Origin of the sequence: Aureibacillus halotolerans (genome assembly GCF_004363045.1) — a bacterium.
In the GTDB taxonomy this organism is placed as follows: Bacteria; Bacillota; Bacilli; order Bacillales; family DSM-28697; genus Aureibacillus; species Aureibacillus halotolerans.
Genome location: NZ_SNYJ01000005.1, coordinates 151,391 through 170,987, shown reverse-complemented (window position 1 = coordinate 170,987; position 19,597 = coordinate 151,391). Strand labels below are relative to the sequence as shown.

Below are 19,597 nucleotides of genomic sequence, written 5' to 3'. Positions count from 1 at the left end.
AAGCGCCGAAGATGGGGAGGTGGCGACGTGGCGAGATTCCTCTTTCAGTTTAGTAGGAAGGAGGTCATATGACCAGTGACCCCAGTCACAAACAACCAAAAGAAAACAAAAATGGAAAACAAACAAGAGCCTCTAACATTATAGAAGCTCCAGTAGTTTTCCCTTTATAAAATTGTAGCTTTCCTTTGCATCTTGCTTGGCGTAGAAGCGAAGTCCGTCTACCGTTCTGAAAAGCATGTAGCATTGCAATCGCTCTGAAAAATGGGGAATAGTGTTGTTTGCTTGAAATAGCAGTGTTGGGAAATGAAGCTGAGGGGCCCATAGGTGAACATTGGCGACATCCATCATAAAATCGCTGAAAGAAGCCATCTCCCAGTCGACAATCCCCGTCACTTTAGTATCGTTAGCGAGCATGTTTCCGAGATGAAAGTCTCCATGAACGAGTGTTGGTGTTTTAGGAGCAAAGGCTGTCAATTCAATTAGCCTCTGATACCCCGCTTGGAAAACGTCTTTTTCTAGAAAACTATCATGATATAAATGGGTCCAGTTTTCGTAAAAACCACTTGGCTCCTCATGAAAATGCGAGGCGATGAGCTCGGTCATTGTCTCATACGACGCTTCGTTTTCTTGAGGGTCTATGAACTGGAAGCCCGCAGTTGATGGAACGTCAATTTCCCCCATCCGGGTCACTTGCTCGGCGAGGTCTTTCAGTGGCCATTGCACCGCCTCAATCGAAAGCTCATCCATCGCTGTTCCTGCTGCTTTTTCTGAAATGGCGTAATGAACATTTTCGATTACTCCTCGAGAGATAACCTTTGGGATTGGCAATCGTTCTCCGAAATTCATATACATATACTGTGCTTTCTCGAAGCTCTTTCCGTCATCCTTGAAATGAACGATCAACGGCTGTTCATCTGATTGAAAGCTGAACACTCTACTCAGCTCTCCTTTTTCGATTGGTGTAACGTTTTTTACAGTCCCTTGCACAATCTGTTTAATGAGTGACTCAACACGCTCCATTGTAAGTGATACTTTGAATGACTTCATCTCAGACCTCTTTCATTGTTGTCGTAGTGTACCCATTCGCCTAAAAGAGGAGCATTCCTTTTTAGTTAAAGCGCGTGAGTGAATTTCTTACGTTCAGTGAATGAGAAAGTGACCTTCCAAAAGTACTAACAGAAGTTTTTTAAAAAAAGCAGGCACTAGTGCCCTTTCCACTTCCTTCGTTGGTTATGGTCGAAATTGAACCAACAAGGTCTATCTCATTTCATTCGTTCTTAACAATAACCAAAAACGGTAACTAACAAGACTCCTGCGGCAAAGAAAACACGATGAGGTGGACGGGAATGACGATCGCTCCGTCAACATACTTCGCTTTCTGTGGGGCACGGCTTCAGCTTCCTCGGAAAGCAGGCTTTCCGAGGGGATCTTCAGCTCGCGCTGATCCCACTAGAGTCTACGTATGTTGACTACGCTGATGTTTGTTTCTGCGGACATTGTTTATTGTGGCTCGGTCTCGTATAGAGGGTAAAAGCCGTGTGGCAACCAAATAAGGCGAGAAAGTGCAATGTTTCAAGGTAGGTCACCTGGTGCCTTTTACACGAATGTTGTTGGTAACGGTTGAAAATGAAACCAAAAAAGATCTTTCTCATAAACCAAAAACGGCGACTAGCGAGACTCCAGCGGCAAAGAAAATACGATGAGGTCCTTTCGAATCGATGTTGCACTTGTACCCGCAGGGTGAAAAGAAAACACGATGAGGTGGACGGGAATGACGACCGCTCCGTCTACATACTTCGCTTTCTGTGGGGCACGGCTTCAGCTTCCTCGAAAAAGCAGGCTTTTTCGAGGGGATCTTCAGCTCGCGCTGATCCCACTAGAGTCTACGTATGTTGCCTACGCTGGTGTTTATTTCTGCGGACATTGTTTTCATGTGGCTCGGTCTCGTATAGAGGGTAAAAGCCGTGTGGCAACCAAATAAGATGAGGTCTTCTCGAGTCGATGTTGCACTTGTGCCCTTTAAGGTGAAAGCGAACGTATAGCCATTTGCCTATAGAGAGTGTTTTCCAGCTGTTAACTTGTGCGAAAACAGAAACTATAACTCACCCTGAATAAAATAAGATCTACGTTACTTGATGGGGCATTAGTGACCAATTCTGAGAATGCCGCTATGAATTCACCTTGCGAACACAAAAGCGCATCGTACAAACGACCTTCCGAGCAAGCACCAACGCATTTTTCATTTATATAACCAAGTTAAATCATTAAACACAGTTGACATATAAGAATAAATTGTTTTTAATTATCATTAACACATTTTACATCTGTCATAGGTCTGAAAATTCGTTTTGTTCTTACAGTCTTTACTTTCAAGGGAGCGTTCATATGTCAAAACTATTGCTATTTGCCATCATCGGTTTTTTCGCCCAATTGATTGACGGATCACTGGGAATGGGGTTTGGCGCTACGTCATCGTCTTTACTGTTGCTGTTTGCTGTGGCCCCTGCGGTTGTTTCTGCTTCTATTCATATCGCAGAAATTGCGACGACGGCTGCATCTGGTGCCTCCCATTTAAAATTCGGCAATGTCGATAAGCCATTGCTCTATCGAATGATTATTCCTGGCTCTATTAGTGCGTTCATCGGAGCTGCTTTTCTGAGTGGATTGCCCGGAGATGTAATCAAGCCCTATATCTCTATCTTTTTACTAGTTCTTGGCGGGTACATTATGTATCGTTTTTTAATTGCCGTTCCTTCAACGAATCAAAGCATCGCTAAGCCGCTGAAACGAATTGTGCTCATCCCTATGAGTGCCCTCGCTGGCTTTTTCGATGCCGTTGGCGGCGGCGGATGGGGACCGGTAAACACCCCATTTCTGCTTTCGAGAAAAGGCGCCATTCCAAGAAAAGTGATCGGCACAGTAGACACAAGTGAATTTGCAGTCACTTTATCCGCGTCGTTAGGCTTTATTATCTTTCTCGGGTGGGAGCAAATCAGTTGGTTTTGGGTAGCAGCATTTGCCATTGGCGGTGTTTGCGCTGCTCCGATTGCAGCCTGGCTTGTTAAAATCATGCCAACTCACCTGCTCGGTGTCCTTGTTGGCGGACTGATCATTTTCACTAATGTAAATATACTACTAATACATTTCCTGAATGGATTTAACAATGGCTTTTACGTCATTTACATCGTTCTACTGGCGCTTTGGGCTTATGCTGTATTTTTCGCCCATTCTCGCAACAAAAAAATACAGCTTGAGGACAATGAGAATCACGCGAAACAAATTCAATCTTCATCACATTAATCCACAGGGCCTGTTGATAAGTGAAGCCGCCTTTTTTGTAAAAACCCATATCGTTGCACGTTGAAAGCAGATTGACGTCCATTTGTTTGCTACCAGCTTCAAGATGCACCAACAAAAACAAAGCGTGCCCAATGGATTTATCGGGCACGCTTTGTTTGCCTTTCTATGTTCAATCAAACAATCAATTAACACTTACAGAATCGGTGACAGCAGTCTTGAAATGGATTCTTTGAAGCGAATCCAGCGAGAGCGTTCTTCGTAAGCATCGTACGTTAGCAATGTAGACACCTCTATATCCTCTCTAAACTTCTCGCTAATCTCCATCGCTATTTCCTTGTCATAGAGAAAGGCATTAACCTCAAAATTCAGCTTAAAGCTTCTGACATCAATATTCGCGGTACCCACTGAAGAGATTTCATCATCCACAATTATCGTTTTTGCGTGAATGAAACCTTTGTTGTATATATACACCTTCGCTCCTGTTTTTAATAGCTCCCCAATATAAGACATTGTCGCCCAATACACAAACATATGATCCGGCTTATTTGGGATCATAATGGTCACCTCAATGTCTGACAAGCATGCTACACGCAGCGCATCAAGGACACTTGCATCAGGAATGAAATATGGTGATTGGATATAAATTGATTTTTGGGCAGTAGAAATCATCTTTAAATACCCGTACTTGATGTGCTCAAGTTCTGAATCTGGACCGCTTGTCACAATTTGAATACCCGTTTCGCCTGTTGTTTCCACTTGAGGAAACAAGCGTTTTTCGTATGAAATGTCATGGTGCTTCGAGGCCTGGTTCCAATCGAGGATGAACCTGGCCTGCAAGGAATACACTGCCTTCCCCTGGATACGCAAGTGATTATCTCTCCAATAGCCGAACTTCTCGCTTCGTCCAAGGTATTCATCCCCTACATTAAATCCTCCGATGTAGCCTATCTTCCCGTCGATAACAACGATTTTACGATGGTTCCGGTAATTCAAACGAATATTGATAATGCGGAATTTGGAAGGGAAGAACGCTTCGATTTCCCCACCATGCGCAACCAAGTCTTTAAAATTTCGCTTTCGCAATGTTCGCGAACCGAGATCATCATAAAGCACCTTTACCTCTACTCCCTCGGTGGCTTTTTCAGTCAGTGCGCGAATAATGTCTCTCCCAAGCTGGTCATTCCGAAAAATATAATATTGCAGGTGAATCGTGTCCTTCGCAGCTTTAATGTCGGTTAATAGCTGTGTAAACTTAGCGTTACCATCAGCATATAGCTCAACTTTATTATCATCCGTGAATACAGCCTTATTGTTTAGCAGATGCAAGTACAACAAGTCCGAGTGTTCAAACGTCTCAGGATTATGATAAGGAAAGCTCCCAGCATGAATTGCTTCAAGCTGCTTTTCTGCCATCTGATCGTAATCGCGCCGATTAAAGTCCTCCGAATCAAACAAATGATAGCGACTTAGGTTTTGCGCGAACAACAAGTAGGTGATAAATCCGATCCCAGGAAGAAAAAACATGACGAGCAGCCAAGCCCACGTCGCACCAATATCTCTGCGCTCACGAAAGACGACGATAATGGCAAAGGCAAAGTTCAAGGCAATTAATAAGTAAATAAGGATTGCTGAGACACTCACTCGTTACTCCCCCTGACAACACCGATTTCAAAATTCCAAGCCGTTTCGAACAATAGCTTGGTATACAGTATACCTTCATTTTGCAAAGAAATGAAAATCGAGTGGGTCAGCGAAACAAAAAGCATTTTACACAGAATACAAAAAATTTAAAGAGGTTCGCCTCTTCCTTTGACGAGATAAACACTACCTTCTCCTCTAAAATTCTTGAACCCCACAGATTCCTACGTGTGGATCAAAGGGTTGCACAGTATCATCAACCTCAGTCAAAGGTTAGTTCAAATATTGATTACGAAATTGAAGTGGCGATTTACCCACCTTTAGTTTAAAGGATGCTGAAAAATAAGGTGGGTAAAGAAACCCTACTTTTTCAGCGATTCGCTCAATCGGCAATACGGTGGTAATAAGTAAGCGTTTGGCTCTCTCAATGCGAAAGTCATTTAGATATTCCACTGGTGTCCGATTATATTTCATTTTCATACATCGCACAATGTAATTAGGGTGAAAATGAAGAGCTGAAGCGAGCGTAGAATTCGTTATTTTTTCTTGATAATGTTCATGGATATAAGTGGCTGTCTTCATGGCGAGTCGAGCTGCTGCTGAGCCATTTCCCCCCTTATCCCCCAGCTCTAAGATAGCCAACAATTCCGCCATCAAATGCTGTTCCTCCCAGAAGGAGCTTTCAATAGGCATTTCTAGCATACGATTCATAAGATTAAATGCTCTTTGAGAATCTGTCAGTCGAGAGTACTTAGGGAGTTTTAAAGTGTAGGGATTGGCAAATGGACGGGATGTCCGAAACGGGGAATCAAAGGAATGCTCACGATGACTAGGATGCTCAAAATGAAGCCAGAAAAAAGCTGTTGTTTGCTTACATGGTTCAACAGAGAAATGTTCTCCTACAGGCTGAAGGAGTAATGCATCGCCTTTACGCAAGGTCCATTGCTGATGATTTTCTCCTATAAACAATTCTCCTTTGGTAGCAATAATTAAATCGTAGATACCCAAATTTGTGCGGTGTGGATGAGTGTCACCGCTCTCGAATTCAGTGTAGCCTGAGCCTAGATAATAAGGAAGTGGCGGTATTTGCAATTCAACATAAGTCTCCAAACTCATTCTGTATTTCCTTTCCAAGTTGTGTTGTTTTTTATAAAAAATAGTTCAATACTTCGCTATTAGTGACGCTATACCAAAGGATATAATTGAAATAGAATAGAGTCAATTTTTATAGGAGGGTTTCATTTGACAAACACAGAGGTACTAATAAAAGATCCATTCTGGCATAGTTATTCAGAGCTGGTTCGTCAAACAGTCATCCCTTATCAATGGGACGCACTTAATGACAGAGTTAAAGATGCTGAACCGAGTTATTCGATTCGTAATTTTAAAATTGCTGCAGGTCTAGAAGAAGGGGAATTCGGAGGCTGGATTTTCCAAGACAGTGATTTGTACAAATGGCTGGAGGCCGTTGCTTATTCGTTGCGTCATCATCCCGATTCAGAATTAGAGAATACAGCCGACGCAGCGATTGAACTGATAGGGAAAGCACAACATGATAACGGCTATTTGAATACATACTTTACCATTCAAGAAGCTGGGAAGCAGTGGACAAACCTCTATGAAGCACATGAGCTGTATTGCGCTGGTCATCTTATTGAAGCGGCAGTTGCATATTATCAGACAACAGGGAAACGCTATTTGCTTGATATTGCATGCCGTTTCGTGGATTTAATTGAAAGCTTGTTTGGCAGGGAGCCTGGTCAAATGCCTGCTTACTGTGGTCACCAGGAGATTGAACTGGCGTTAGTTAAGCTATATGAAGTCAGCAAAGAAGAGCGCTATTTAAACCTCAGTCGTTACTTTATTGATGAAAGAGGACAAAAACCCGAGTACTTCATTGAAGAGTGGGAGCGTCGGGGAAGAACAACGATTTGGAATAAGGGGAAGCCTAATTTAGAAGTTTATCAAGCACACCTCCCCGTACGAGAACAATCCGTTGCCGTTGGGCATTCCGTCAGAGCCGTTTATATGTACACCGCAATGGCTGATTTGGCTCGACTAACCAATGATAGTGAGCTTCTGGAAGCATGCAAGCGTTTGTGGAATAACACAACACACAAGCAAATGTATATTACTGGGGGCGTTGGAGCGACTCATTTAGGTGAAGCCTTTACTTTTGATTATGATTTACCTAATGATATGGCGTATGCGGAAACGTGCGCTTCAATAGGTTTGATTTTTTGGGCGAAAAGGATGCTAAAGTTGGAGGCCAACAGCGAGTACGCTGATGTGATGGAAAGAGCACTGTACAACAATGTGTTAGGCAGTATGTCGAAGGATGGGAAACATTTCTTCTATGTGAATCCGCTTGAAGTTTGGCCAGAAGCAAGCGAGAAAAATCCAGACAAGCGTCATGTCAAACCAGTTCGTCAAAAGTGGTTTGGGTGTTCCTGCTGTCCTCCCAATGTGGCGAGATTGCTTAGCTCTCTAAACGATTATATTTACGACGTATCGAATGGCGGGAAAGCGGTTTATGTCCATCTTTTCATTGGATCTGATATACGTTTCGAGACAGTCGCTGGAGGTAAAGTGACCATAACGCAGCAATCTGAAATGCCTTGGAATGGCAAGGTTCAATTTAATATCACTATGCCGGGTACTACCAATGAATTGTTTGAACTTGCACTACGAGTTCCCGATTGGTCCCATAGCAAAAATCCTATCTTAAAAGTGAACGGAGAGGTTCACCCTTATCAGGTAGAAAAGGGGTATGCAAAAATAGAACGCAACTGGGCAGATGGAGATACGATAGAATGGATGTTATCAATGGATACGCAATTAATCGCTGCTCATCCTCACATCCGAGCAAATATAGGGAAAACTGCTATTCAGCGAGGCCCTTTGGTGTATTGTATAGAAGAAGCTGATAACAGCGCTCCTATTGCTGCTTTGTCGCTTGCAGAAAACCTTGATTTGAGCAACCATTTCGCATCTGATATTTTGGGAGGCTGTGAAATCATTGAAGGAAATGCCTTAATAGAAGACCAAGATTGGTCCGAGGAACGATCCTATCGACCACTTCAAAAGAATAAAAAGGAAACACGCTTTCGCGCCATCCCCTATTATTTGTGGGGAAACCGCAAAACGGGTGAAATGAGTGTCTGGATTCGTTATTCCCACTCCAATTGAATGACTTCAGACGGCAAGTTTAAAGGAAATCAGAACATTTTTCAGGCGTACAAAAGCCGCTCCATTCTAAAATGGGGCGGCTTTGTATGGCATTTATTTAAATAAACATATCCAACGTAAGGGCTAAGCCAAAGGCAATGAAAGCTAGTAAGGTCTCCATGACCGTCCACGTCTTAAATGTTTCTTTGACGGTGAGCCCCATGTATTCCTTCACGAGCCAGAAACCTGCATCGTTGACGTGGGAAAGCATAAGCGAACCTGCCCCCGTCGCAATCACAAGTAGCTCTAGATTGACATCGGACATCTGAGCGACGACTGGGGCAACAATCCCCGCGGCTGTCGTTAAAGCAACCGTGGCGGAACCCGTTGCGACACGAATCAGGCCTGCCACTAAGAAGGCCAACACGATCGGCGACAATGACAGCTGCTCAGACATGGTCGCAATCGTATCACCTACGCCACTCACAATTAGAATTTCTTTAAAGGCGCCACCCGCACCAATAATAAGAATAATGGAGGACAATGGCAGCAGGCAATCCTCCGTAAGCTTTTGAATCATCGTACGATCCATTCCTTTTCTGTATCCTAAGAAAAAATAGGCGAAGAACACTGAAATTAACAAGGCAATGACCGGGTTACCGATAAAGAGCAAAAACTGCTCCAAGCCGCCAGAGACATTAAAAAGTGGTGTAACGACCGTTAATATCATGAGAAGAACAGGAAGAATAATAACAAAAAATGAGATCCCCGTCCCAGGGGCACTGTCAGTTTTGGTTTCTACTTTTATAATCTCTGGTTCGTTTTCAGGAATAACACGCTTGTGCACCCATTTTGCGAAAATCGGGCCTGCCACCACCGCTGTTGGAAACGCAATGATTAATGAATAGAGCAATACTTGACCTAGATTGGCTCCGTAAATCTCAATGGCCGTCATCGCCCCTGGATGTGGTGGGACTAAGCCGTGGACAATCGAAAGACCAGCAAGAACTGGAATGGCAATCAGAATAATGTTTTGCTTTGTCTGTTTGCGAATCGCAATCGCCAATGGCAGCAAAATGACCAAACCTACTTCGAAAAACACCGGAATTCCAATGATAAAACCAGAAAGCAGCATTGCCCAAGGCAAACGCTTCTGACCAAACTTTTTCACAAAGAACTCAGATACTTGCATCCCGGCGCCTGAATCAGACATCATTTTTCCAAGGATCGTCCCTAAAGCTAGAATACCGACGAGGTGCCCGAGGACATTACCGACCCCTTTTTCATAGGCGTCAACGATGGACCCAAGCTCAACCCCTGCGAAAATTGCGAGGAACAAGCCTGCAATCGTCAAGCTTAAAAAGGCATGCAATCTAAGCCAAGACACCCCTAAGATAACAATAACAATCGACAAAAACGTAATACTAAGCAAATAAATATCCATAATAACCTCCTTCTAACAGCTTTGATTAAAGATCATTGTATGTGACGACATAATGTTGTTTGTCCGTCATATAATACCCCTCACTGTATTCAACCAATTGAGCTTTTTCATCCGTTGACCAACGTATCCTTTTCAATAAAGGAGATTGGTCGGAAAGCTCAAGCATGGCGCTCACCTCTTCAGGAGGGATAGCAACGGAAAATTCATCCTTAAACGCTTCTAAATGAATGCCCGCCTCATCCATAAACCTGTATAGCGACGTAATCGTTTGCGGCACATTCAAAAGCGTTTGCTCATCGACCTTTATATAATGAATAAAATAGATATAAGGGGCTTCATCAAGTAAATAAAGCCTTTTCACTTGCAGGCATGTCGAACCTAAAGAGCCAAACAAGAAGGAGGAAGGGTCCACCTTGCATGGAGCAATCGAGATGATCCTTTTTTCTAGCTTGTGCCCTTCATCGACGAGCCACTCCGTGAAGCGTTTCCCTTTGGCAAGCCGTGGAGAAGGTGTATTGGCAATGACCTTCGTCCCTCTTCCACTTGCCGTTTCAAGATACCCTTCCGTGACAAGCTCCTTAATGGCGTTGCGGATTGTAATTTTGCTAACACTAAATTCCTCCTCCAGCTGAGGCTCTGAAGGAATCGTTGTGTACAATGGATACACACCGTGAAGGATCCGATCCTTAATCGTCTCCTTAATCTGCAAATACAATGGTCCCTTGCGCTTCCTTATAACGCCCTCCCCCTTTCTTATCTGGAGACATCCGTTGTATGTCCTCGCATCGCCTGACGAATGTCCTCAACCGTAGCCATTGGCGTATCGCCAGTAATCGTACAAGCAAGTATGTTGGACGTCGCCGCAAACGCGACCGTGTCCTCTGCAGGCAACTTTGTAAGTTCGCCATGCAAGATTCCACTTGCAAACGCATCTCCAGAGCCAATGCGGTCATGCACGGCAAAGGCAGGTGGCTCGGCATAGGCAAAGCGTCCTGCTTTCCACAAATAGCCGCGAATGGAGTGCCTGTTGTCGCTGTGAACCGTACGGTGAGTGCCTGCAATAACTGAAATAGCATATTTGTCTGCAACTTGTGGGATAAGCTCCTCAAGCTGATCTGCTCGATCCGTATAGCGACTTGTCAATCCAAGCGTATTCAAGGCATCTTTCTCATTCATAAAGACGATATCAGCCATCGCCAACATGTCTTCATAATGCCCCTTCGCCTCATTTGCACGCTCTCCCCAAAGCGAAGGGCGAAAGTTGCAATCAAAGCATACTTGTCCACCATGATCCTTTACTTTCCTTGCCAACGCCTTCATATTGTCACGAACACGATCGGTCATCGCCAAAGCAATGCCATCAACGTGAAGCAAATCGGTTTGCGCAGCAATGCTTTCCAGCGTACTCTCGGACCATTCCGCCGTATTGAAGCTACTTTCAAGTCGGTTCGTATACGTCACTTTGCTCGGGCGTGTGCCGAAGCCATTTTCGAGGAAATACATCCCCAAGTAAGCTCCGCTTCGTTCGATTAAAGCAGGGTCAATTCCAAGACGCTGTAGCCATGCAAATGCTGCATCCCCCACTGAATTGTCTGGGAGCTTTGTCACGAGCGCTCCGGAATGACCAAGACGAGTCATTGCCGAAGCGACGTTTACGCCAGTGCCGGAAAATGAATAGCTCAAGCTGTCTCCTTGGGCCAATAATGCATAGCCCGGAACCTCTAGCCGCATCATGACCTCACCAAACGCCACGACTCGTTTACTCATACTTATCCACCAAGGTTTTCACTGTGTGTAATAACGTTTCTACATCGGCAACACGCGTTTCTCCAGAGGCTTTGTCGACGATTGAAGAATACACATGAGGGATAACTTTTTGAACACCGGCGTCTAAGGCAATAGCCAGGATCGTTTTGAAGTTATCGAGGTCGATTCCTCCTGTTGGTTCTAGGGCAAAATCTGCGTCTGCACAGGCTTTAGCAACAGCGCGGTATTCGTCCTCACAAGCAAGGCCTTTCATTGGGAAAAACTTCAGGGCATTTCCTCCCATATCCTTCACGAGCGCAATGGCTGCTTCGACTGGCACAAGCGCTTTTCCTGCCGCTGCACTTTCTGGACCAGTAGAGATGTTCACGTACCCTGTTTTCCCAGAAGGAGAGACAAGAGCATTAATCCAGCTGTCCTTTTCCCCTAAATTGGCTCGTGTCGCGCCGACCGCAGGGAACACTTGGTTGATGTGACTACCTCCATAATGCTTGGCAATCTCTGCAACCACTGCTGCCTGTCTGTTGTCTCCGGCACCAAGCCCGATGGACACCGCTCCGTCAATCGCTTCTCCATAAGCTTTCATCGCCGTGACGCCTTCGTCCACCGTTGGGTAATCTTTCGAAAGCACACCAACCAACACATGCCCTTCAGCTGCTTTGAACACGTCTTTTGCGTTGTCAATAGAATTGGCCAACACATTTAATGCCACACGATTTTTATACAACCTTTGTTCTATTGTTCCCATTTCATTCATCCCCCTAAAATGTCTTGCAAGCGTTGTTTAATGACATCGATATCGTCCCCTTGTAGCGGTCGAGGGTCAATGTCAAAGAATCCTTGGCGCACGCCATAATCTCTCGTATAAATGGCGATTGAACCGTTTTTCAGCTGATCATTGGCTTCCTTCGCAGAACAAGGCGCTTCCTCTTCAGTAATCTGAATGCGTGCGCGGTAAATCTCTCGGCCAGCCTCATCTTGAACGATGGACACAGAGACACCAGCGAGATCACTCAGCGTTGCTAGCCCTTGAAGGGACTCTTTTTCATTTTGACTGTTGTCCGTTTTAACAAAGTACTCATCTAGCGCTTGCAGCAACCCGAAGCTTGTTTCCTTGCCAACTTTCATGCTGCGGCCAATGCAATGCAGCTGCATTTTAACTGCTTCAATATGGTCGGTTTTTCCGGCGACAATACCTGATGTCGGTCCTTCAATCGCCTTTGAGCCGCTATAAATGGCAAGGTCAGATAGTTGCACGTATTTTTTAAGGTCTTCTTCAGCAGCAGCGTCAATGATCAGAGGAACTCCAGCTTTTTGAGCAACTTCCCATGCTTCTTCCGCCGATATCATGTTTTTCTGCACACAGTGATGTGACTTAACGAACAAGATGGCTGCGGTCCGCTCATTGATGGCATCCTCTAAATGCTCCGCTTTGCCTTCATTGGCATACCCCACTTCAACAACCTTGCCACCACCTAGGTAGACCATCGTCTCTACGGGCGCCCCATACTGCACATTATGACCTTTAAACAGAAGGATCTCGTTTTTCTCGATCGGCTCTTGATGGAGACGTTCGCTTTTGCGTCGATTGCCTCCTGTGACAATCGCTGCGACAGATAGTGCAATGCCGCTGGACGCTGAATTCACCACAACGGCCGACTCTGATCCGAGAAGACCCGCGACATGAGCGCCAGCCTTATCAACAAGATCGGCGATTTCCACGTAACGCTGTCCACCTTGTTTCATGGCTTCCATGACTGTATCCGTTGGCGCCGAGACCCCAAGGATGCTCATGCGACCACTTGCATTAATGACTCGTTTAAGACCGTATTTTGAATTAGAGTTCGACGTATTCGCCATTCACAACCACTCCTTTAACATTAATTTGCTGCTGTGTGAGGCGTTCAGCACCTTCGGAATCAACCAACGTGAGCGGCTTGTCCTCCAAAGAAAACAATGTCAGGTTGGCTGCGTCCCCTGCTTCAATTCGTCCAAGCTCTGGACGGCCAAGCCATGTTGCAGCGCTTGTTGTCACAGCTGCGATCACCTCAGTTAGCGAGTAACCAAGGGCAATAAATTTGCTTAACACACTGGCTAAACTGTACACGGGACCTTCAAGCCGATTTTTTCGGTAAATGTCGGTACTGATCGTATGAAAAGGAATGCCGGCTAGCTTCGCTTGATCCGCTACGTCAAAAGAAAAGCTAGCGTTTCCATGACCGACATCAAGATGAACGCCACGATCAATGGCTGCTAAAAATGCAGGGAGCGGCTGACCGGAATCATCAAAGAGATTGTTCGCTTTTCCATTTAAGTAGTGCGTAATGATGTCCCTCGATTGCAATCTCTCCAGCACTTCGCGAATATCTGGTGGTCCAGAACCGATGTGAACCATTAAAGGCAGCTGCGTCTTTTCCGAAAAACGCCTGGCAACATCTAACGGTTTAATGCCTTGCTCACCTACTACGCTGCGGCTAATTCGCGCTTTTAACCCGACAATAGTGTCTTGATGATCCTGCACCTTTTGAACAAGTACTGATTCATCCAGCCATGCCTTGTCTGTCAGCTCATCAATTCGTTCCAACCCAATACGCGAGATGTTGCAAAAGGCGAGCAAGTTCGTTTTGGCTTGTCGGCCAGCAGCGACCAAATCATCGATTCGATCCGCTCCTGTGCTTCCAGCGTCAACAATCGTTGTCGCACCTAGTTTATATCCGATTTCATCAATGTCATCTCCGTAAGGCGAGAATTCCTTGAAGGCATGGACATGCATATCAATCCATCCACTAGACATATAAACGCTTTCTTTAAAATCAATCACATGCTCACCAACCCCACTGCCTGGCTTGTCCAGGCTAGTGATGGCGCCTTCAGCAATCGTCAGATCAAACACGTCTTCTGTCACCGTTTTCACATTTCTTAGTACGAGACGGCTCATCTTTTCTCACCTCTCTTCTCTAGTGCCTACCACTGTAACAAAAAAAATTAACAAAGTAAATATAACGTTATAATGTTTAACTCGATGAGAGAAAAACGAGGAAGCCAAAACTCCTACCTCGTTATAAGTAAGATAGACTTTGCGTACCCGTGTTTGATATTATTTGTTTCCGCGTACATTGTTTTATTGTGGGCTCGGTCTCGTATAGGGGTAAAAAGCCGTGTTGCAACCAAATAAAGCAAGTAAGTGCAATGTTTCAAGGTAGATGATCTGGTGCCTTTTACACGAATGTTGTATGGTAAAGGAATGAAGTGAACCCATAAAAGGTCGGTCTCATTTAATTCGTTCTTTATCATAAACCAAAAGCGGTCACTAGTGAGACTCCAGGCACGGGAATGTCGACCGCTCCGTCAACAACCTTCGCTTTCTGTGGGGCATGGCTTCAGCTTCCTCGAAAAAGCACGGCTTTTTCGAGGGGATCTTCAGCTCGCGCTGATCCCACTAGAGTCTACGTATGTGGACTACGCTGATGTTTATTTCTGTGTACATTGTTTTCATGTGGATCGGTTTCGTTTAGTGGGTAAAAGCCGTGTTGCAACCAAATAAGGCAAGTCAGCGCAATGTTTCAATGTAGATGACTTGGTGCCTTTTACACGAATGTCGTTTGGTAACTGTTGAAAATGAAACCAAAAAAGATCTTTCTCATTTCATTCGTTCTGTATCATAAACCAAAAACGGCTACTAGCGAGACTCCTGCGACAAAGAAATCACGACGAAGTCTTTTCGAGTCGATGATGCACTTGTACCCTTTAAGGTGAACGCGAATGTATAGCCGTTTGCTAGAGAAAATGGTTTCCAGCTGTTAACTTGTGCGAAAACAAGAACCATAACTCTTCGTTACCTGATGGGGCACTAGTCTCGAGTGTCCTCTAGCGAATGTAAGACGACTGAAACAAAAATAATTTGTCTCTTATCAGAATAAGGCTGTCCGTAAAGTCATGTTACAACTTTTCGAACAGCCTTATTTGGATGCTTGAATCATTGTCTCTCTTCTATATAAAGAAGCATCGACTAGCTAAAAAACAACTTTCCTATAAATCTTTTTTTAAAAAAGCAACAAAAGCCCTGCAAACGCAGGCGTCGCAACGACTGCTGCCTTCAACACAGGCTTGGGCGCAAGGTTCGTAAACTTTGCCCCTATGTAGGCGCCAATCATCGTGCCAACAAGCACCTTAAGGAGCAAAAGGAAATCTACGTAGCCTTCTGTCCAGTAGCCAAATCCCCCACCAATGGCAATCGGAATAATGACAAGCATCGTCGTTCCAACGGACTGCCTGATGGTGAGATGCAACAGCATTAACAGACCAACTTGAATAAATGGCGCTGACCCGACACCAAACATGCCCGACAAAAGGCCTGTCACAAGCCCTAAACCAATGGCGCTAAGCCAAAGACGAACACCATCAAAGGGAACTGCTTCTTTGTCTTTTAAGATAAACAGTTTAACGAGCATCGTTACTGCTGACAGCAGGAGCATCGCCGAAGTGAAATAATGCAACGTCCCTTCTGGAATGAATGCGGCAAGACGAGCGCCAAAAAAAGAACTGAAAAAAGCAGCTCCTCCAGTGATGAGTCCAATTTTCAGATGTGTGTTTTTTTCTCTGTAATGACTGTATGCGCCTGAGAGGGTCGTAAACGCCATTGCGGTCAACGACGTGCCCAATGCCACATGAATGGGAACGTCAAATAACGTTGTGAGCAATGCGATCACAAAGCCTGCCCCACCCGCTCCAACGAACCCGACAATCAGACCCAAGACAATCATCGTAAATGTTATTGCCATGATGCGCCTCCAGCGATGAAAAAATAAGATCGCTGTTAAGCGTACTACGATTGGGCAGGCAAAGTCCAGTCGACCTTTTATCGTGTTCGGTCCGTTTTACTAAACAAACAACTCCACAGTTCAGTCCCACCCTGACCTGTGGAGTCGTGGTTGTTAATCATGAAATTTGATATCAATCGCCTTACGCTCGTGCCCTCCGAGTTTGGGCATCCTCACTTCCAGAACGCCTCCTTGAAAAACAGCGTACACATCTTCTGTGGAGATGGTGCCTGGAAGCGACACCGACTGTTGAAATTGACTGACATGATTTTCTTTACGGTGCACTTCCCCATCGCTAGGGGTGCTGTGGTTGACCTTGGCTCGAATGGTCAGCATATTGTTCGCGATGTCCACCTCAACATCTTCCTTCTTCCGAATCCCCGGAAGGTGGCATGTGGCCACAACCTCGTCGTCCAATTCATACAACCTCAAGCCAACTTGCGCCGCTGACTGAAAAGCAGTCGGAAATTCATTAAAGAAACGGTCAAAATCTTTTCGAATGTCTGCCAACTGTGTAAAGGGATCATAAGGGAGAAACGACATACACATGCCTCCTCTGAATTGAATCGCTTGCTCTAGCATATTCAGATTCTGTATTCCGTGTGCTAAACATTAAAGGACCTGTATACATTATGTTTCCCTCTTAGTCCTTTACACCTTCCCTACGCCGAAACTGAACGGCGAGGTCAATATATCTGTCCGTCAGCTCCATCAAGCGCTTATCCTCTTCAGACCATTCCTCTCTCGCTGCTCATAAACGGACCGATGGGCATCGAGCTCTCGTTGCGTAAAGAAAAGATAATCTGCTGAAGCACATAGACATCGTCTTCTCTGTAATAGCGACATTCATCACGCTCTCCCCTCGTAGCAGGCAAGAGCCCAATGTTGTCTTAGTACTGGAGCGTAAGATTGTGACCCCTGTTCGCTTTGCAAGCTCGCCTAATGTAAAGCGTTTTTCCGTTGTCATCTCCTTACCTCTTAAAGAGAGCGTAACGTTATAGGGAAATGACATTTATTTTTCACTCTTGTTAGGTCGCCGGAAATCCCCTATCTCCCCTAGCACTTCTTCTATCGTCATTGAGCCGAGATTCTTTTTGCCACGTTGTCTGAGAGAGACGTTTCTATTCGACACTTCGTCGTCACCTACAATCATCATAAAAGGGACTTTTTCTTGCTCTGCCTCTCTTATCTTCAACCCCATCTTTTCTGCGCGCTCGTCGACTTCCACTCGACAGCCTTTTTCCTGTAGCATTCGCTTTACCTTCTGAGCATAGCTGACGTGTTTATCTGCAATGGGGAGGACTTTCACTTGTACTGGCGCAAGCCATAATGGAAATGCGCCAGCATAATGCTCGATCAGAATGGCTAAAAAACGTTCTACAGAGCCGAAAATGACACGATGCAGCACAACAGGCGTTTCCTTTTCATTGGCTTCGTTAATATACACACAGCCGAATTTTTCAGGCATTTGGAAATCAAGCTGTATCGTACCGCACTGCCAGGATCGACCTATGGCATCTGATACATGGAAGTCAATTTTCGGTCCGTAGAAGGCGCCATCTCCTTCGTTTATAGCAAACTGCTGGCCACGTTCAACTAACACTTCCCTTAGCGCAGCAATCGATTGATTCCAAAGCTCATCTGACCCCATCGAATTCTCGGGGCGTGTCGACAGTTCAACCTCATACGAAAAGCCAAACACTTTGTACACTGCATCGATAAGGTCAATAATGCGGTGGATTTCCGTTTTAATTTGTGCAGGTCGGAGAAAAATATGGGCATCGTCCTGCGTAAAGCTGCGAACACGCAAAAGTCCATTTAAAGCCCCTGACGCTTCATGGCGGTGCACAAGCCCTAGCTCGCCGTAACGAAGAGGCAGCTCACGATAGCTTCGGCGTCTGCTATTGTAAACGAGCATTGCCCCTGGACAGCTCATTGGTTTGAGAGCAAAAGCCTGTTCATCAATTGTCGAAAAATACATATTCTCATGATAATGTGCCCAATGCCCTGATCGTTCCCACACTCGCTGGTTCATCATGATTGGTGTTTTCACCTCTACATACTCGGCTCTTTCATGTGCCTCTCTCCAAAAGGCTTCTAGCTTGTTGCGAACCTGCATGCCCTTTGGAAAAAACAGTGGCATTCCAGGGGCATCTTCAGAAAATCCAAATAGCTCCAACTGCTTACCGAGCTTACGATGATCGCGTTTTTTCGCCTCCTCGAGCATGTGTAAGTGCTCTTCAAGGGCAATCTTGCTTGGAAATGCTGTTCCATACACACGTTGCAGCATGGCATTGTCACTGTTGCCACGCCAATAAGCGCCTGCGACATGAAGCAATTGAACATGCTTGATCCAAGACGTTGATGGAACATGTGGACCACGGCAAAGATCAACAAATTCGCCTTGACGATAAAGAGAAATCTCTTCATTTTCCGGCACATCTTTTAGCAGCTCTAGCTTTAACTGGTCGCCTACCTCTTCAAACCATTTCTTTGCTTCTGCTTTGGACACGACCTCTCGTTGGATGGGCAAGTTTTCTGCTGCGAGCCGCTCCATTTCTTTTTGCAACTGCACAAGATCATCTGGTGTCAACGGTCTTGGCAGGTCCATATCGTAATAAAAGCCATCTTTTATCACAGGTCCAACGCCAAGCGGGATGTTACCAAACAATCGTTTCACCGCCTGAGCGAGCAAATGGGCTGCACTATGCCGAAGCACCTGAATTCCCTCTTCAGAATCAAGCTCAACAATCCGAATATGGTCGTTATGGCATACCATATGGCTAAGGTCGACTAGTTTTCCATTCAATTCCCCTGCAACGGCACGCTTTTTTAAGCTAGAGCTCAATTGCTTTACGATGCTAGCAAGCGTTGCCCCTTCATCGACCTCTCGACTTCTTCCATCTGGTAAAAAAACAGTGATTTTGCTCATTGGTTTGCTCCTCCTATTTTCAATAAATTCGTAGAAAAAAAACAACAAAAAAAGCCCATCCCTCACAAAAGGGACGAGCTTACTATCGTGGTTCCACCCTGATTCCATAGACATCCCAAATCAATCGATGCCTATGCTTCATTGAACGGATAACGGCGTCACCCGTCAATAGATACTTTGGTCTCCCAGTTCCCTAATGCACTTGAAGGGGGTACAGCTCTAGGTTTTCTTCAAAGGCTCGCAGCCGATGGCCTTTGTTCTCTGGAAAGAAAACGATTAGAGTTGCGTGTCCTTCTCATCGTTTTAATTTATTTTATGGCGCAAAAAAACCCGTCCCTAGTAAAAGGGACGAGTTGTCGTCGTGGTTCCACCCTGATTTGCACACGAAAGAAAGAATTCGTGTCTTCTCAAAAAAGATAACGGCTTTTACCGGTTGCGGTTACTCTGGGCGCCCATTTCCCCACAACAGCTTGAAGGTGGTAAGTCATTGGTTTTACTTGAGAGGCTTCCAGTCGATGGCCCCTGTTCCCT

At 45.2% G+C, this 19,597-nt stretch carries 14 protein-coding genes; 2 read left to right on the top strand and 12 right to left on the bottom strand.

Annotation, left to right across the window (positions count from 1 at the left end):
- Positions 1 to 138: 138 nt before the first annotated feature.
- A complete protein-coding gene (locus EV213_RS08145) occupies positions 139 to 1,047 on the bottom strand; it encodes a phosphotransferase family protein (RefSeq protein ID WP_133580017.1) in 909 nt (302 codons plus the stop codon).
- A gap of 1,338 nt (positions 1,048 to 2,385) precedes the next feature.
- Between EV213_RS08145 and EV213_RS08140 the strand changes: the two genes are divergently transcribed.
- Positions 2,386 to 3,300 carry a sulfite exporter TauE/SafE family protein gene (locus EV213_RS08140; protein ID WP_133580016.1) on the top strand — a complete coding sequence of 305 codons (915 nt, stop codon included), beginning with the start codon at positions 2,386 to 2,388 and terminating at the stop codon, positions 3,298 to 3,300.
- 192 nt (positions 3,301 to 3,492) lie between these two features.
- On the opposite strand, the gene cls is transcribed toward EV213_RS08140, so the two are convergent.
- Both cls and EV213_RS08130 read right to left on the bottom strand, forming a co-directional pair.
- Positions 3,493 to 4,941: a cardiolipin synthase gene (cls, locus tag EV213_RS08135; RefSeq protein WP_133580015.1), complete on the bottom strand. Its 1,449-nt coding sequence runs from the start codon at positions 4,939 to 4,941 to the stop codon at positions 3,493 to 3,495.
- Between the two features lie 270 nt (positions 4,942 to 5,211).
- Positions 5,212 to 6,054 (bottom strand): helix-turn-helix transcriptional regulator, encoded by an 843-nt coding sequence (locus EV213_RS08130; RefSeq protein ID WP_133580014.1) that lies wholly within the window; start codon positions 6,052 to 6,054, stop codon positions 5,212 to 5,214.
- A 126-nt stretch (positions 6,055 to 6,180) separates the two neighbouring features.
- Between EV213_RS08130 and EV213_RS08125 the strand changes: the two genes are divergently transcribed.
- The gene (locus EV213_RS08125; protein WP_133580013.1) at positions 6,181 to 8,127 is read left to right on the top strand and encodes a glycoside hydrolase family 127 protein; all 1,947 of its coding nucleotides are present in this window, start codon (positions 6,181 to 6,183) and stop codon (positions 8,125 to 8,127) included.
- A gap of 97 nt (positions 8,128 to 8,224) precedes the next feature.
- Here EV213_RS08125 and EV213_RS08120 read toward each other — a convergent pair whose 3' ends face one another.
- The 9 genes from EV213_RS08120 to thrS all read right to left on the bottom strand — a co-directional run bounded on the left by EV213_RS08120 (position 8,225) and on the right by thrS (position 19,066).
- A complete protein-coding gene (locus tag EV213_RS08120) occupies positions 8,225 to 9,550 on the bottom strand; it encodes a GntP family permease (protein WP_133580012.1) in 1,326 nt (441 codons plus the stop codon).
- A gap of 25 nt (positions 9,551 to 9,575) precedes the next feature.
- Entirely contained in the window at positions 9,576 to 10,286 is a 711-nt protein-coding gene (locus EV213_RS08115) for a GntR family transcriptional regulator (RefSeq protein WP_243740041.1), read from the bottom strand.
- A 17-nt stretch (positions 10,287 to 10,303) separates the two neighbouring features.
- Entirely contained in the window at positions 10,304 to 11,317 is a 1,014-nt protein-coding gene (locus tag EV213_RS08110; protein ID WP_133580011.1) for a sugar kinase, read from the bottom strand.
- Positions 11,310 to 12,062 (bottom strand): 2-dehydro-3-deoxy-phosphogluconate aldolase, encoded by a 753-nt coding sequence (gene dagF / locus EV213_RS08105; RefSeq protein WP_133580010.1) that lies wholly within the window; start codon positions 12,060 to 12,062, stop codon positions 11,310 to 11,312. Before dagF ends, EV213_RS08110 begins: the two co-directional genes overlap by 8 nt.
- A 5-nt stretch (positions 12,063 to 12,067) precedes the next feature.
- Positions 12,068 to 13,174, bottom strand: a complete 1,107-nt coding sequence (locus EV213_RS08100) for a DgaE family pyridoxal phosphate-dependent ammonia lyase (protein WP_133580009.1) — start codon at positions 13,172 to 13,174, stop codon at positions 12,068 to 12,070.
- Positions 13,152 to 14,252 carry an amidohydrolase/deacetylase family metallohydrolase gene (locus EV213_RS08095; protein ID WP_133580008.1) on the bottom strand — a complete coding sequence of 367 codons (1,101 nt, stop codon included), beginning with the start codon at positions 14,250 to 14,252 and terminating at the stop codon, positions 13,152 to 13,154. Before EV213_RS08095 ends, EV213_RS08100 begins: the two co-directional genes overlap by 23 nt.
- 1,105 nt (positions 14,253 to 15,357) lie before the next feature.
- Positions 15,358 to 16,095 (bottom strand): sulfite exporter TauE/SafE family protein, encoded by a 738-nt coding sequence (locus tag EV213_RS08090; protein WP_133580007.1) that lies wholly within the window; start codon positions 16,093 to 16,095, stop codon positions 15,358 to 15,360.
- Positions 16,096 to 16,248: 153 nt separating this feature from the next.
- Positions 16,249 to 16,677: an Hsp20/alpha crystallin family protein gene (locus EV213_RS08085; RefSeq protein ID WP_166639215.1), complete on the bottom strand. Its 429-nt coding sequence runs from the start codon at positions 16,675 to 16,677 to the stop codon at positions 16,249 to 16,251.
- Between the two features lie 469 nt (positions 16,678 to 17,146).
- On the bottom strand, positions 17,147 to 19,066 hold the full coding sequence (thrS, locus tag EV213_RS08080; protein WP_133580005.1) for a threonine--tRNA ligase: 1,920 nt from the start codon (positions 19,064 to 19,066) through the stop codon (positions 17,147 to 17,149).
- Positions 19,067 to 19,597: the final 531 nt, after the last annotated feature.

What these genes read in the sequence shown, in the direction of transcription:
- EV213_RS08145 (WP_133580017.1), bottom strand. Translation starts at nt 1,047, where the DNA reads ATGAAGTCATTCAAAGTATCACTTACAATGGAGCGTGTTGAGTCACTC.
- EV213_RS08140 (WP_133580016.1), top strand. Translation starts at nt 2,386, where the DNA reads ATGTCAAAACTATTGCTATTTGCCATCATCGGTTTTTTCGCCCAATTG.
- EV213_RS08130 (WP_133580014.1), bottom strand. Translation starts at nt 6,054, where the DNA reads ATGAGTTTGGAGACTTATGTTGAATTGCAAATACCGCCACTTCCTTAT.
- EV213_RS08120 (WP_133580012.1), bottom strand. Translation starts at nt 9,550, where the DNA reads ATGGATATTTATTTGCTTAGTATTACGTTTTTGTCGATTGTTATTGTT.
- EV213_RS08110 (WP_133580011.1), bottom strand. Translation starts at nt 11,317, where the DNA reads ATGAGTAAACGAGTCGTGGCGTTTGGTGAGGTCATGATGCGGCTAGAG.
- dagF (WP_133580010.1), bottom strand. Translation starts at nt 12,062, where the DNA reads ATGGGAACAATAGAACAAAGGTTGTATAAAAATCGTGTGGCATTAAAT.
- EV213_RS08100 (WP_133580009.1), bottom strand. Translation starts at nt 13,174, where the DNA reads ATGGCGAATACGTCGAACTCTAATTCAAAATACGGTCTTAAACGAGTC.
- EV213_RS08095 (WP_133580008.1), bottom strand. Translation starts at nt 14,252, where the DNA reads ATGAGCCGTCTCGTACTAAGAAATGTGAAAACGGTGACAGAAGACGTG.
- EV213_RS08090 (WP_133580007.1), bottom strand. Translation starts at nt 16,095, where the DNA reads ATGGCAATAACATTTACGATGATTGTCTTGGGTCTGATTGTCGGGTTC.
- EV213_RS08085 (WP_166639215.1), bottom strand. Translation starts at nt 16,677, where the DNA reads ATGTCGTTTCTCCCTTATGATCCCTTTACACAGTTGGCAGACATTCGA.
- thrS (WP_133580005.1), bottom strand. Translation starts at nt 19,066, where the DNA reads ATGAGCAAAATCACTGTTTTTTTACCAGATGGAAGAAGTCGAGAGGTC.